The sequence below is a fragment of the Paenibacillus sp. FSL H8-0317 genome (assembly GCF_045040685.1).
Classification (GTDB): Bacteria; Bacillota; Bacilli; order Paenibacillales; family Paenibacillaceae; genus Paenibacillus.
Map to the genome: position 1 here is coordinate 1849275 of NZ_CP150294.1, position 14510 is coordinate 1863784.

Annotated in this window: 18 protein-coding genes; 16 read left to right on the top strand and 2 right to left on the bottom strand. The window is 44.6% G+C overall.

Translation table 11 applies throughout. From position 1 onward, the window contains the following. Positions 1–18 precede the first annotated feature (18 nt). On the top strand, positions 19–303 hold the full coding sequence (locus tag MHB43_RS08555) for a hypothetical protein (RefSeq protein WP_339183328.1): 285 nt from the start codon (positions 19–21) through the stop codon (positions 301–303). Between the two features lie 91 nt (positions 304–394). Here MHB43_RS08555 and MHB43_RS08560 read toward each other — a convergent pair whose 3' ends face one another. After that, positions 395–1759: an FAD-dependent oxidoreductase gene (locus MHB43_RS08560; RefSeq protein WP_339183330.1), complete on the bottom strand. Its 1365-nt coding sequence runs from the start codon at positions 1757–1759 to the stop codon at positions 395–397. 142 nt (positions 1760–1901) lie between these two features. After that, complete coding sequence (locus MHB43_RS08565) at positions 1902–2675, bottom strand: sporulation protein (RefSeq protein WP_405131747.1); 774 nt, start codon at positions 2673–2675, stop codon at positions 1902–1904. Positions 2676–2859: 184 nt separating this feature from the next. Between MHB43_RS08565 and MHB43_RS08570 the strand changes: the two genes are divergently transcribed. The 15 genes from MHB43_RS08570 (at position 2860) to MHB43_RS08640 (ending at position 14406) form a co-directional block, all read left to right on the top strand. Continuing rightward, the gene (locus MHB43_RS08570; RefSeq protein WP_405131748.1) at positions 2860–3300 is read left to right on the top strand and encodes a hypothetical protein; all 441 of its coding nucleotides are present in this window, start codon (positions 2860–2862) and stop codon (positions 3298–3300) included. A 21-nt stretch (positions 3301–3321) separates the two neighbouring features. Then, complete coding sequence (locus MHB43_RS08575; RefSeq protein WP_405131749.1) at positions 3322–3861, top strand: hypothetical protein; 540 nt, start codon at positions 3322–3324, stop codon at positions 3859–3861. A gap of 8 nt (positions 3862–3869) precedes the next feature. Further along, the gene (locus tag MHB43_RS08580; RefSeq protein ID WP_405132408.1) at positions 3870–4409 is read left to right on the top strand and encodes a GNAT family N-acetyltransferase; all 540 of its coding nucleotides are present in this window, start codon (positions 3870–3872) and stop codon (positions 4407–4409) included. A 48-nt stretch (positions 4410–4457) separates the two neighbouring features. Next, positions 4458–4982: a YfiT family bacillithiol transferase gene (locus MHB43_RS08585; protein WP_405131750.1), complete on the top strand. Its 525-nt coding sequence runs from the start codon at positions 4458–4460 to the stop codon at positions 4980–4982. A gap of 33 nt (positions 4983–5015) precedes the next feature. Then, positions 5016–5531 (top strand): GNAT family N-acetyltransferase, encoded by a 516-nt coding sequence (locus MHB43_RS08590; RefSeq protein WP_405131751.1) that lies wholly within the window; start codon positions 5016–5018, stop codon positions 5529–5531. Between the two features lie 131 nt (positions 5532–5662). Then, positions 5663–6046 (top strand): VOC family protein, encoded by a 384-nt coding sequence (locus tag MHB43_RS08595; protein ID WP_405131752.1) that lies wholly within the window; start codon positions 5663–5665, stop codon positions 6044–6046. A 193-nt stretch (positions 6047–6239) separates the two neighbouring features. Next, on the top strand, positions 6240–6986 hold the full coding sequence (locus MHB43_RS08600; protein WP_405131753.1) for a class I SAM-dependent methyltransferase: 747 nt from the start codon (positions 6240–6242) through the stop codon (positions 6984–6986). Positions 6987–7036: 50 nt separating this feature from the next. Beyond that, positions 7037–7801, top strand: a complete 765-nt coding sequence (locus MHB43_RS08605; RefSeq protein WP_221822758.1) for an SDR family NAD(P)-dependent oxidoreductase — start codon at positions 7037–7039, stop codon at positions 7799–7801. 191 nt (positions 7802–7992) lie between these two features. Next, positions 7993–8682, top strand: coding sequence for a response regulator transcription factor (locus MHB43_RS08610; RefSeq protein ID WP_221822759.1), 690 nt, complete (start codon positions 7993–7995; stop codon positions 8680–8682). Beyond that, positions 8679–9683, top strand: coding sequence for a HAMP domain-containing sensor histidine kinase (locus tag MHB43_RS08615; protein ID WP_221822760.1), 1005 nt, complete (start codon positions 8679–8681; stop codon positions 9681–9683). The genes MHB43_RS08610 and MHB43_RS08615 overlap by 4 nt, the downstream gene beginning before the upstream one ends. Positions 9684–9800: 117 nt before the next feature. Further along, entirely contained in the window at positions 9801–10556 is a 756-nt protein-coding gene (locus tag MHB43_RS08620; protein ID WP_339183347.1) for an ABC transporter ATP-binding protein, read from the top strand. Then, on the top strand, positions 10553–12478 hold the full coding sequence (locus tag MHB43_RS08625; protein WP_221822762.1) for an ABC transporter permease: 1926 nt from the start codon (positions 10553–10555) through the stop codon (positions 12476–12478). The genes MHB43_RS08620 and MHB43_RS08625 overlap by 4 nt, the downstream gene beginning before the upstream one ends. A 197-nt stretch (positions 12479–12675) precedes the next feature. After that, positions 12676–13221, top strand: coding sequence for a ClbS/DfsB family four-helix bundle protein (locus MHB43_RS08630; protein ID WP_339183350.1), 546 nt, complete (start codon positions 12676–12678; stop codon positions 13219–13221). Then, positions 13221–13760: a CDP-diacylglycerol--glycerol-3-phosphate 3-phosphatidyltransferase gene (pgsA, locus tag MHB43_RS08635; RefSeq protein WP_221822764.1), complete on the top strand. Its 540-nt coding sequence runs from the start codon at positions 13221–13223 to the stop codon at positions 13758–13760. The genes MHB43_RS08630 and pgsA overlap by 1 nt, the downstream gene beginning before the upstream one ends. A gap of 64 nt (positions 13761–13824) precedes the next feature. Continuing rightward, complete coding sequence (locus MHB43_RS08640; RefSeq protein WP_339307544.1) at positions 13825–14406, top strand: leucine-rich repeat domain-containing protein; 582 nt, start codon at positions 13825–13827, stop codon at positions 14404–14406. The last annotated feature ends 104 nt before the right edge of the window (positions 14407–14510 follow it).

The following is a 14510-nucleotide window of genomic DNA, read 5'->3' on the forward strand; positions in this document are numbered from 1 at the left end:
AGGAGATAAATGACAAGTATGAACAAACGATTAGCGATGGAATCCGTTCTGGTTACCCTGTTATTCATCATTGGTTTTGCAGCTTGGAATGTCGTTCAAGGCATGATCATGACCATGAATTACGTACCTGATCTGACAAACACCGCTTCTTCGGGTACCCCACTGCAATCCAAGGTTGCTTTTGGAACTATTGTTCGGTGGGATTCTTCCATGATAATCGTTGGCATAGGCGCAGTTATCCTGTTTGGAACTGCTTATTATGTTATCCGCTCACAATTCCAGCAGCGGAAGCAGCGCCCCTAGTCGATAGTAATCTCGTAACACATATTTCTTTATACACTAAAAAGAGCCCTTATTGTCAGTTCACTGATAATAGGGCTGCTTTTCGTTATCCTCATATATTAAGAATGCCGGCCGCAGCCTTCTGACCAGATATCACAGCACCTTCCATTGTGGTGAACATGGGCTGTTTAGTATAATCCCCAGCGAGGTATAACCCTTGAATTGGAGTCACTTGTTCGGGTCGCTTGGGCTCATTGCCTGGTGAGATCCGATAAAAATTCTCATTCCCCCGAACAATCCGGTAATCCGTTACGGAAGACACACCTTCGGCCAGTCCGATATCGACCAACCCTTGTTTGGTACGCTCCCATACTTCCTCATCAGGCAGATCAATGAGTTCGTCGGGATTAACCAGAATGATTGAAGCTCTGCCAGGCCGCCCGCGAAACGTTGTTCGGGATTGCTCCCCAAATGAACCGATGTCGGTGCCTGGCCCAAAGGTTGTACGGTCCTCGGGCAGGAGCGGCAGCTCTAATTCGAACTGTGCTGTAACGTGTGGCATGGCATCCAGACTCAAAAAGGGCTGAAACCATTCATGTTCACTGAAGTGCTCTTCAAGTAATTGTTGGGAACGTCGGATATTGGTAGCTACAACAACACGTGTAGCGGAGAGCTGTTCACCATTTTCCAGTTCAACACCCTTCAGACCCTCCGAATCATAGAGTAGTCGGATTACTGGGGCGTTGATTCGTACTTGTCCTCCTTTTTGCGTGATGGTAGCAGCCAGAGGCGCACACATGACATCCGTCATGCCGCCAGTAAAGGCACCAATTCGCATTTTATGAATCCGAGGAATACCCGGCAGGAACAGGCCAAAGAAGGCATACGCAGAATATTTATCAAGTGGCATGAAAAAAATGCCTGAAGATAACGGTTCAACGATTCGTTGCAGAGCCTGTTCGCTTACCCCATGCTGATTCGCAAAATCAAGCACCGATATTGAATCGAGTTCCTCAGGGCTGGATACACACTCCTTGAAGCCAGCAGCTAAAAAAGGAATAAGTGAAGCCTTGTCGGCTGGCGTGATGAAATTATTGTTTCCCAGCACACCTGATAGTGTTTTGAGGGGAGCATGAATAACGTCAAGTCCAAATTCACCATGCTCATCGACATTTGGGTGACGGACTTCCATCGTGGTTTCCCATACCAACATATCATCAAGGTCAATGCCAGCACGTTCAAGCAGATCTGGCAGTGCTTTGTAATATCCAATGAATTTGTGGAACCCGGACTCCACCTCCATTCCCCGCTCATTCCAGTTCCCTGTGCGTCCGCCTACATAGGGGGCAGCTTCGAGGACCAGTACAGACTTTCCATGTTCTACAAGTTCAAAGGCACAACTCAAACCTGCGAGCCCTGCACCGATGACAATGATTCGATCTTCGTTCATCTGAGAATTGTTGGGTTGTGTAGACAATCATATTCCCTCCTTTTATATCTAATATACCCATTAACTCCTGTACAAAAGTTTCTATACATAATTGAGATCGAGTTATCGTAGTACAAAAAAACAGCACTTCGACACGGATGTGCCAAAGTGCTGTTGGTACAGATGACAATCAGATATGTTTGGAAATGATTTCTTCCAGTCCTTGAGCGACAGAATGCGCCCCTCGCGCCAGATGTCGTTCATACAGATGCAGGCGGACAAAACTTTCATCCGTGCCCATGGCTTCGGAGAACATTCCACTGAGCCCACGAGCGCGGCGATCGATCTGTAATAACAGCTCCAGCGAATCGCCCATCGGATAGAACATGACTTCCAGCTCATCCAGATGCCCACGGAATTTGTTTGTTGGTACAAATTCAAACTCTTGCACAAATGGCAGATTACCGCCCAGCTTTGGTGCATAGTCATTGGTCACTTCACGGAGCTTGAAACCAAGGATATCAATTGCATCGAGCACGGTGTTCATGTCTTTGCTAGGAACAACATGCAGTCTGTCACGGTCTGAGGGGTCTACAGCACTTGAAATATCGAGCCCTGTTTCTACCCAAACTTCTGCACGATGTAGTGTAATCGGCAGATTTTCTGGCAGATCAAATGAAAAGTCTTTCTCCAATTTGGCTCCAGGCTGTAATGTAAAACCTTCGGTGAGCAAATATTTGGCTATAACGGCTGTTTCTTTTACTTTACGATCATCGTGCTCCCGTATGTAATGGGTTTTGATTGAAAGATAGATTCGATCTACGTTCTGTTCCACATCTCCACCTTCAATGTACACAACCCCCGAGATGATTCCTCCAGGCGTGACCTCTGGTGTATGCAATTCTGTATTCACTTTGGCTGCTCCAACACCTACACTGGCTAACATTTTCTTGAAAAATGACATGCGCTCAACCTCCAGATCAGATGGTTTATTATATGGGATACATACGGCTTCGACCTTAATACGGAAGCTGGAAGAGAAGCGTTTCATATTTTAGCAAAGATATATCACATATCCAAACAGGAGAATCGACGTACCTATGTCGAATGTTTAAATAAAGGGATTTTTTGTCAGGAGGTGAAGCGGATTGAACATAGAATTTTCAGAACAGAAATATGGTGAAACGGGTGTCAAAACCAGCTTCGAACAGATGGCGAACGGGGAACAAAAATATAAAATGATAGCAGAAGATGGCAGTTATTATTGTAGAACTGTTGCCTCTCCCCACGGAGCATGGCAAAACAGTCATGTACATATCAACTTAACGGAGTTTTATGTGGTGCAAACCGGATGGATTGCGTATGCCAGTTATGGAGACGATCAGATGTTTTCGATTCGAGTGATGCGTGCAGGAGAGCACATCATTGTCCAACCTGGAATCCACCATAATATATACATGTCTGCACATAGCGCGATACATACCATCAAGCATGGATTGAATACCTCCAGTGATTGGACGGCATCCCCTGAGTTGGATAGGTTAACTCAATCTTTAACAGAGAAGGAGCTACTCCAGAAGTATGATTAACCAGACGGGAGGATCAGACAGATGCGTAAAAGTACAATATTTTGGATTACGGGAATAACGATAATCCTCTTGGTGACTCTGCTCATATACAGCTATGTTATTCCAAGTGTAAGTGCACAGGATGTTGTGATGGCAGGTACAATCAGGCAGATTGATACGGACGCAGTTGAGGTAGAGTTAGAGATAACGCGAAAAAGAGAAGACAGGGATCGACATATGGTGTATCCTGTTGTCCCTGGATGGGAAGGGGTCACATTCACTGAAGAACAAGATGATGCGTGGTACATGCCTTCGTCTGTCGGCAGCTCCTATCTTGATCAAGTCATTCTGGAAAAGTATCTGAAGGCGCAGGGGAAAACCATGAAATCAGCTGATAATCTGATAGGATTTGCGATACCTGATGAGATAGGGAGCTACAAGTTGCGGTTAACGCTCAGATCTTCGGATGGAACGACTCAACCGCTTGAGAATCCCTTGGTGTATTATGTTCACAACGAGCATTTGTTAGGGAAGGATCTGAGTTGGGTTACGGGTGAGAATCTGGAGATCAATAAGGAGTAAACCGAATGATGAATGTATATGAATCGAATGAAATCACCGTACGTTTCTTGGAAACAGAAGATGAACACCATTTGGTGAAATGGCTGTCAGATCCGAAAGTTCTTCAATACTATGAAGGGCGTGATCGGCCGCATGACCTGGAACAGGTGAGAGAGCATTACTACAATCAGAAAGATGATGCTACTCGTTGTATCGTTGAATATGGAGGACATCCGATTGGATACATTCAGTTCTATGAGCTTGAGGAAGAAGAACGAACGGAGTATGGTTATGGAGACACGGATGAGATCATCTATGGAACGGATCAGTTTATTGGTGAGGCAGACTACTGGAATAAAGGCATTGGTACACAATTGATGCAATCCATGCTGGCTTATCTGATTAATGAACAACAAGCCCGTAAAGTGGTTATGGACCCTCAGGCTTGGAACTTAAGAGCGATATCCTGTTATGAGAAATGTGGTTTCCAAAAGATTAAGCTGTTGGAGAAACATGAGCAGCACGAAGGACAGATGCGAGACTGTTGGCTTATGGAATATGCCCTGTAGATCCTGTTTGAAGTTATTTTGAATCATACAAACAAGGAGGAATAATGGATGGATGAAAGATTTCCGATAGGACCATTTGTACACACGGGCGAAGTTACGCCCGCGCAGAGAGAGCAGTGGATTCAGGACATTGCTGAGTTGCCTGAACGCGCACGAGAAGCGGTAAAGGGATTGAGTGAAGAGCAATTAAGTCTACCGTATCGAGAAGGCGGATGGATGCTCAAACAGGTTATTCACCACATGGCAGACAGCCATATGAACAGTATGATTCGTTTCAAGTTGGCGCTGACAGAGGATACACCAACGATTCGGCCTTATTATGAAGAGCGCTGGGCTGAACTGAGTGATTCAAGAGACCTGGATGTCGAATTCTCGCTTCAGATTCTGGATGCCCTCCATCGTCGTTGGGTGTTCCTGTTAAACGCGCTGACAGATGCAGATTATGCCAAACAATTTTATCATCCCTCATCGGAAGAAACGACAAGACTGGATTACAATCTGGGCATGTATGCTTGGCATGGCAAACACCATGTTGCTCACATCACATCGCTTCGGGATAGATTGGGAATATAGCTATTAGAAATATCTTTTAAGGAGGATTCATCAATGAGTGTACATATCAGACTATTAAATGAGAACGATCCTGTAATCATATCAAAGGCGTTTCAGGAGCAGGGTTGGGGGAGATCCCCTGAGCAGTATCTTCATTACTTGGCTGAACAACAGAATGGGGAACGCGTAACCTTGGTAGCCGAGTTGAATGGAGAATTTGCCGGATACGTGAATGTATTGTGGAATTCCAGCTACCCGTCTTTCAGGGAACAAGGCATTCCCGAAATTAACGATTTTAATGTGCTGATGAAGTTCCAGCGCCAAGGTATTGGTTCACGGTTGATGGACCGAGCAGAGGAAGTTATTCTGGAAAGAACGGATGTAGCAGGCATTGGTGTAGGTATGTTTTCCGATTATGGCAAAGCGCAAGTTCTATATGCCCATCGCGGGTACATACCAGACGGTCACGGTGTACACAAACATGATCATTACATTCAGCCGGGTGAAGAAACGATTATGGACGACGATGTTGTACTTTATCTTACGAAGAAGTTAAAAGCCACGCAATAATTCTAATGTGGAGTTAGTACTTGCAAAGAAAGATGATCAAAAAAGCTGTCCTGCATGTTATACTCTATTGGAATTTGAGGGATGATAAGCAGGATGTTAAGAGATTAGATGATCAGAGGAGTGATTGATCCATGTTTAGCAAAGTCGGCCAGGTTATGTTGTATGTCAATAATCAAGATGAATCACTGGCTTTTTGGACCGAAGTAGCTGGATTCCACATTGTCGATGAAGTAACCCTTGACGAGGGCATGAGATGGATTGAGATCGCGCCTACCCCAGACTCGCAGACGAGTATTATTCTCCATGACAAGGAGTTCGTTGAACGGATGTCGGCGGGTGTAAACCTGGGAACACCTTCGTTAATGTTCTTCACTGAAAATCTGGATAAATTATATGCCGACTTGGCTGGTAAACATGTAACGGTTGGAGAGATTGTTGAGATGCCAACCGGGCGTGTCTTCAACTTTGCTGATAATGAAGGAAATTACTTTGCAGTCTTGGAACGGGCGAAGTAAGTTACAACTTAAAACCCCAATGATTGTAAACGATCGACATTCATGTCGGTCGTTTTTTTGTTGGAAAAAAGCTTCTGTTTTTAAGTAGAAAAGCACAAGAAAAATAGAGAACTACTGGGTAAAAATGTTATAATAGAGTGTGGCTGATTTAATGAAAATGACGAGGAATGAATAGTCGAAAATGAAGGTTTGAATGGAGAATTTAAGGAGGAATGTGGTTGTGGAAAAGACGATTAAAAGTGTACAGGATCTATATGATATGCTCGATGCGGACTTCAGATCTGCCAAGCAGTTTTGGGAACCTTTCTATGAGGATCGGAACAGACCAATACCCTTTTTCCCAAACAAACCGGATGAAAATCTGGTAGCGCATCTGAACGCAGGTGTGCTAAGCGGTGGCAAGGCACTGGAACTGGGGTGTGGCCCGGGCAGAAATGCGTTGTATTTAACCCGCCAAGGCTATCAGGTAGATGCTTATGATCTTTCGGAGACAGCGATTGCCTGGGCTAAGGAGAGGGCGGCAGAAGAGCAATTGGACGTGCATTTTGAATGTCGATCTGTGTTCGAATTGTCCCCAGAGCAAGAATATGATCTTGTCTACGACTCGGGTTGTCTGCATCATCTGTTACCACATCAGCGCATTCCTTACATAGAAATGATCCACAATGCACTCCGGCCTGGAGGATACTTTGGAATGACTTGTTTTGCTCCTGGTTATGGAGATATTGGTGGGCCAGAGATCGTTATGAATGATTGGCAGGTGTATCAAGAGAAGTCGATGCGAGGTGGTCTTGCATTCACGGAGGAGAAGCTTCGCTACATGCTGGAAGATGGCTTTGAATGTGTGGAGTTCCGTGCGATGAAGACGATGGAGCAGCATGAACTATGTTTTGGTGTACCTTTTCTCTGGGCCACGTTGTGGAGAAAGAAAGATTCATAAGCTTATATGGGGATATGATCGATTGAAGATAGAGGAGGGGGAGTATCGAAATGGGAACAGAAACAGGAAGAAGACACTTTATCATTACAGGCACATCCAAAGGGATTGGTTTACAACTTGCAGAGTTATTATTGGCTAAGGGGGATTACGTTTACGGTATTTCACGCGGGGGTTCGGATCTGTTGGAATCAAGCGAGGAATGGAGCGGACGTTACCGCCATGTTCAGTACGATCTTGCCGAACTGAATGGGATCGATGATTTGATTACACGCATATTGGACCAAATTCCGTCTCAGGAAGCTGAATTCATTGGACTCATTAATAATGCAGCGATGCTGGAGCCACTAAGACCTATCGATCAGTGCAGTGCGGCAGAGATAAGTCAGAGTCTTAACATCAGCCTCGCAGCGCCAATGATATTGAGTTCATCTTTTATTCAACAAACAAATCACCTGTCCGCCAGACGTAAAATTGTTAATCTTTCATCGGGTTCGGGAAGTTATCCCGCGCCTTCAATGGCAGTGTACTGTACATCCAAGGCAGGCGTGAACATGTTCACCCAATGCGTATCTCTGGAGCAAACGGGGCAACAGAACCCTGTTGAGATTATTGCTTTTGATCCGGGGATGGTCGATACGGAATTGCAGGCTGTTGCACGAGGCAAAAGTGCAGAGGAGTTCGCCCTTGCGGGTATGTTCAATCAAGTATATGAAACAGGACAATTAAGATCGCCACAAGATGTAGCGAAGCAGTTGATCGTGCGGATCGATGAACACAGTGATGCAAGCCATGTTATACACTCCACCGAGAGTTAATATCGTATACTTCGTTTTGCCTGTTTTCTTGTGAAGTAATAAGTAAGGATACCTTTTTGATATAAGCCCAATTTCCCTGTACACTGGTAACAGCGATCGGAAGTACGATTCGTAACGGTAAAGGTGATCCTGCAACAATGGGGCCTGATTACCTTATTCAACCTTAGAAGATCAGAAACGTGGTGAATCTCTTGTTTAAAATTATGCTCATTGAAGACGACGAATCGTTATTCACTGAAATCAAGGAACGTTTGTCCCAATGGTCGTATGACGTGTATGGTGTGCAGGATTTTGGAAAGGTATTGCAGGAGTACAGCGTAATTCAGCCGCAACTGGTCATTATTGATATTCAGTTACCCCAATATGACGGGTTCCATTGGTGCCGGATCATTCGTTCGCACTCCAATGTGCCGATTATCTTTTTGTCCTCACGGGATCATCCTGCGGATATGGTCATGTCCATGCATTTGGGTGCAGATGATTTTATCCAGAAGCCTTTTCACTTCGATGTATTGATTGCCAAGATCCAAGCGACTTTGCGGAGGGTGTATAACTATAACACAGAGCATACTGAACTCCGAACCTGGCGCGGTGCTGCTATTGAATATGTGAAAAATACACTAACCTGCGGGGATGAATCTGTTCTGTTAACCAAAAATGAGATGTTCATCCTTAAAGTGCTGGTCGAGCACAAAAATCAGATTGTTTCCCGTGAGGACCTCATCCGGAGCTTGTGGGATCATGAGCATTTCGTGAGTGACAATACGCTGACGGTTAACGTTAATCGGTTACGGAAGAAACTAGAACCCATCGGCTTGGAGCAGTACATTGAAACCAAAGTAGGTCAGGGATACATGGCAACGGAAGAGGCAGAAGCATGATCGGAAAGTACATACGAGAAAGGGCTAGTTGGTTATGGCTACTGATAAGCATGCAACTTATTATTTTATTGGTGGCCTACCTGGACTCGTCCATTCCATTCCAATCTGTGATGTATATCGTAGGACTGAATGTGGTGGTATGTCTTGTTTTTATCTGGGCGAGATACCTGAAAGAGACCCGTTTCTATAGAAAATTGAGCCTCTGGGATCATACCTATGATCTGAGAGAACTCGATATCGCCGAAAGTCCATATGAGCAGATTGTACATGAGGCGGTCAGTTCCCAGACACAGCGGTACCGTAAGGAGACGTCACACCATTTTATCGCTCTAGAACAGGAGAAGGACGAGATGTTATCCTGGATTCATGAGGTGAAGACCCCACTGACAGCGTTGCAACTGATGATCGAGCGCTTGCCAGATGACAAGTTACAGAGCCAAATGACATATGAATGGTTACGAATCCATCAGTTACTGGATCAGCAACTTCATCAGAAGCGTATTCCATTTATGCACAATGACTTGTTCATCGAAGAGACGGAACTTGAACCGGTATTGAATAGCGAGATACGAGCGTTGAAATCGTGGTGCATTTCCAAGGGTGTTGGCTTTGATATGTCTTTGATGGTATCGCGCGTGCTCACAGACAGCAAATGGTTAGGCTTCATCCTCCGGCAGTTGCTGAGCAATGCGGTGAAGTATAGTGATTCATCGGATATCCTCATCGAAACGCGGGAACAGGATGGACATATTGTACTGATCATTCAGGATCACGGGCGAGGGATTGAGACACAAGATCTGCAGCGTATATTTGATAAAGGATTTACGTCTACCCGAGGCAGAATGGATGGGGCGGCAACCGGGATGGGACTATATTTGGTTCGTCAAGTGGTCCAGACGCTTCATATGAACATTCATGTAGAATCTTCTCTTGGCGAGGGCACAACCGTCACACTTACTTTTCCGCGAAAAAACGACATGGTGCATCTTGCAGGCGTGTGACAACAATGTCACATGCTTTTTGGTTTTGTTCGGTGAATCACACGATAACACTGCACATCCCGATTATGATATAGACATGAGCATTTTTGCAGAAGATTTAAGAGGAGTGAGTGGGATATGTGGATACTGGAAGCCAAAAAAATTCATAAAGTCTATGGTAATAAACTGAATAAACAGGAAGTGCTGAAGGGCATTGATCTTGGAGTGAGCAAGGGAGAGTTTGTTGGTATTATGGGGCCTTCGGGTTCGGGTAAAACGACGCTGCTTAATGTACTTTCCTCCATTGATCGGGTGAGCCAGGGCACGATTGATATTGAGGGCAAGGAATTTACCGGAATGAAGGAGAAACAGCTGGCTGAGTTCCGCAAACATCATCTGGGCTTTATTTTTCAGGAATACAATCTGCTGGATACGCTAACGGTGAAGGAAAATATATTATTGCCGCTCTCCATCACGAACATTCCAAAGCAGGAGGCACACCGGAAGTTTGAACAGATCGCCCGTGAACTGGGGATATATGAACTGAAAGACAAGTATCCATCTGAGATTTCAGGGGGTCAGAAGCAGCGGACTTCGGCAGCACGAGCATTTGTCCACGAGCCGAGTATCATTTTTGCGGATGAGCCGACAGGAGCGCTGGATTCCAAGTCCGCTTCGGATCTGCTCGGCAAGTTAAGTGATATGAACAGCGCACGAAAAGCGACTATTATTATGGTTACCCATGATCCGGTTGCCGCAAGTTATTGCAGCAGAGTGATCTTTATTCGAGACGGTCAGATCTACACCCAGTTGAATAAAGGAGACGAGTCCCGGCAATCGTTCTTCAACGATATTATCAAAACCCAGGGCGTATTGGGTGGTGTACAGCAATGAGCTTGAATTATATCATCTTCCGCAATCTCAGGAAAAATCTAAAGAATTATTATCTCTATGTATTTGCGCTTGTGTTCAGTGTGGCCTTATATTTTTCCTTTGTGACGTTACAGTATGATCCTTCCATGGATGAGGTGGCTGCTTCAACAAAAGGTGCGGCGGCCATAGGTGCATCTTCAGTACTGTTAATCGTCATTGTCGGCATTTTTTTGCTCTATGCCAATACGATCTTTATCAAGCGGCGCAGCAAAGAAATTGGATTATTCCAATTGATTGGACTGACGAAAGGCAGAATTTTTGGTATTTTGAGTGCGGAGAACAGTATCCTCTATTTTGGCTCCATGGCTATCGGTGTGTTAATTGGGTTTCTTGCGTCCAAGCTGGTATTGATGATATTGTTCAAAATTCTCGGTGTGGATGCGATTACGAAACTGTATTTCTCTCCGATGGCACTGATGCAAACGGTGATTGTCTTTACGATAATGTATCTGCTCATCATGCTGATGAACTACACTTTTATCAAGAGACAGAGCATTCTCTCACTCTTTCGGGTGTCTGCCACTTCGGAGCAGCAGGTGCAGAAGATGTCTGTCGGACAGATGATTATTGGCGTCTTGGGCATTGCCCTGATTGTGTATGGATACTTCATGTCTGCACGGCTGTTCAGCGGTGAGGCAATGGACATGCAGCAGTTGATGTATACGATGATCCTGATTCTCTTCTCGGTCATACTGGGGACATACCTGTTCTATAAGGGTTCGGTAAGTTTTATTTTTAATCTGATTCGCAAAAGTAAAAACGGATACCTTACTATTCATGAGGTGTTGTCTTTATCTTCAATCATGTTCCGCATGAAATCTAATGCATTGTTGCTCACGATTATTACAACCGTGTCGGCGCTTGCTATTGGTATGCTGTCACTCAGTTACATTTCGTATTATTCGGCAGAGGCTCAGGCGAAGGAAAGCTTGCCGGAGGATTTTTCATTTGCTCAGGTTGAGGTGAAAAATCGCTTTGTAACGGAGTTGGAACATAAACAGATTCCATATGAGGAGAATCATAGACAGCCTATTTATATTGAAATTGATGCTCATGAAGTGATGGATGAGTCCATGACGGAACAGTACCTGTTCAGCAGTGTGTTGAGTGACAACATGGTAGATAACATAGATCTGCAACCAGGTGAAGTGATCTTCATGGGATATGGAAATGCTATTAAGCAGTTGATTTACATTCAGGAGACAGGTCCAATCGTCTTGCATGGGTTGAAGCGAACGTTGGACCAACAACTGATCGGAACCACCAAACAGGGAGTTCTTCCTGCGTATTATACTAGGGGCACGCCTGTAGCGGTAGTAGATGAAACGGTATACCAACAGCTGAGACAGGATCTCGATCCCGAGCTGCAAAAATCCGAGTGGGCTGACTACTATGGTGTACGTATTCTGAAAGAGGGGCAGGCTGAAGAGGCATATGCCGTATATAAGGAGCTGCAGTTGGAAGCACCGAGCTTCTCCCAGATTGAGTTCAGAAATAACCAACGTAATAATATGGGACTGATTATGTTCATTGTTGGTTTCCTTGGTTTGACGTTCTTGATTACATCGGGATGTATCCTGTACTTTAAACAAATGAACGAGAGCGAAGAGGAGAAGGGTAATTATACCATTCTTCGTAAACTTGGATTTACGCAAGGCAATCTGTTGAGGGGAATTCAGATCAAGCAGTTGTTTAACTTCGGTATTCCGCTTGTGGTGGGATTGAGTCATAGTTACTTTGCCGTGAAATCAGGTTGGTTTTTCTTTGGTACGGAGCTGGCGACACCTACGGTCATTGTCATGATAGTTTATACATTGTTATATTCGATTTTTGGCCTGTTGTCTGTGTGGTACTATAAACGGGTGATTAAGGAAGCCTTGTAGAATTGGGTTCAGGAGTATGCTGATATAGCAAAATAGGTTGAGTAAAGGGCAGCTGTATTGTTTACAGACTGCCCTTTGTCTTACAGAAATGAATAGAGCGAACTAAAAAAAGGATGATTATGGAATTGAGTCGAAATGATGATAGAGTCCATGCTTCTGATTCGTGTAAAACTGTGGAACGAGGGGAGTGGAGCAGCGTGCCTGGAATTCTATATGCCTCGAAGAAAGAATTAAGTGAGACGATTCGACGCACCTATGTATTATTTGAGGGAGAATTCAATGACATCCATAACAGTGACAAAGATAAGTGGGTTGAAGGTGTGGATAAAACCCCTGCCCAGATGGTCGCCTACCAGCTGGGATGGATGAACCTGGTGATGGATTGGGAGCGAAAGGAACAGTTGGGACATGAATGTCATATGCCTGCACCAGGGTATAAATGGAACCAATTGGGGCCGTTAAATGAATCATTTTACGAAAAGTATTCAGGTTATACGCTGGAGGAGCTGCGCTCTTTGTTTCGGGAGACAGAACAACAATGGCAGAACTGGATTAACTCCCTTAGCGAAGAGGAGTTATTTGTACAAGGGATGAGACAGTGGACGGGTACCAAGCCTGGGTGGGCTATGGTGAAGTGGATCCAGATTAATTCGGTAGCCCCTTTTAAATCTTTTCGGACCCGAATTCGAAAATGGAAAAAAGGTCAGTTAGCCAACATGGATGTGAGGAGTGGAGATATCTAATGAATCTGGCAAATAAAATCACGTTGGCTAGAATCGCGTTGATTCCATTGTTTATGATCTGTTTTCTCAATCAGCAAAACGTGATGATTGCACTAATTATATTTGCAGTAGCAGCAGGTACGGATAAATTGGATGGATATGTGGCGAGGAAATATAATCAGATCACGAATCTGGGAAAGCTGCTCGATCCACTGGCGGATAAACTGTTGATTGCGGTAGCGCTCGTCATGATGGTTCAGGAGAATATGATCAGTTCATGGATTGCTGTAATCATTATAGGACGTGAAATTGTGATTACAGCGTTACGAATGGTAGCAACAGAGCAGGGCATTGCTCTCGCAGCCGATCGGTATGGAAAAATCAAAATGGTGCTTCAGGTGGCAGCCATCATTGCGATTTTGTTGAACCATGTTCCGTTTAGTTTGCTAACTGAGGTGCGGGTTGATGTGATTTTATTATGGCTGGCAACAGGAGTTACGCTGTTATCGGGATTGAATTATATTCTAGTAAACTATAAGTTGCTACAGACAGGAAGGTAGGAATATAGGAATATAGGAAGACCCATGAACTACGGCTTCACAACGCAATTGGTTGCAAAATGATGTGGATGATCCGCTGACCAAAGATGAATTGGCGGCAGCTCTCATTCAGACTAATGGAGGATTGTATGCAAGAAATGCGGGTATTTCCGATGTGACAGGGCTGAACTCCCTGCAAAAACTAGATCTGAACAGTAATGAGCTTGTTCATCTGCCAGCTGGAATTGCCGGACTATCTGATCTGCAATACTTGGATGTGAGGAACAATTCCATCCCCCTGAGAGAAGAGCCTGACTTCACAATGCATCACACGTTGCTGCAACGTGTGTACATGTATAATTTTGATGATGCTGCCCCTGTGCTGGTGGAGGCACCTGCGGGTAATATCGCTTATGTTCATGGAGATGAGATTGAGATCGACCTGTCCTTTATGTTTGAGGATGAAGATGACGCTAGGTCGACCCTCATCCTACTGGCTGACTCCCCTGATCCACAATTGGCAGATGTCAGAATGGATGGACAGAAACTATACATTACTGCACTGGGGACGAGTAGTGAGCCAATTCGGATAGAGTTGAAGGTTACGGACCTTCTGGGCAAAGTTGGTGTAGGTCACGTGTACGTTGATCTGAGAGAAATAGAGTAGCGTATTTTAAAACAGCATATGTGAACAAATGCAAGTTACATCAACGTGCCTTCCGCTATGGAAGGTACGTTTTTTTATTTTTGTAAAGGATAACTTTATGTTAA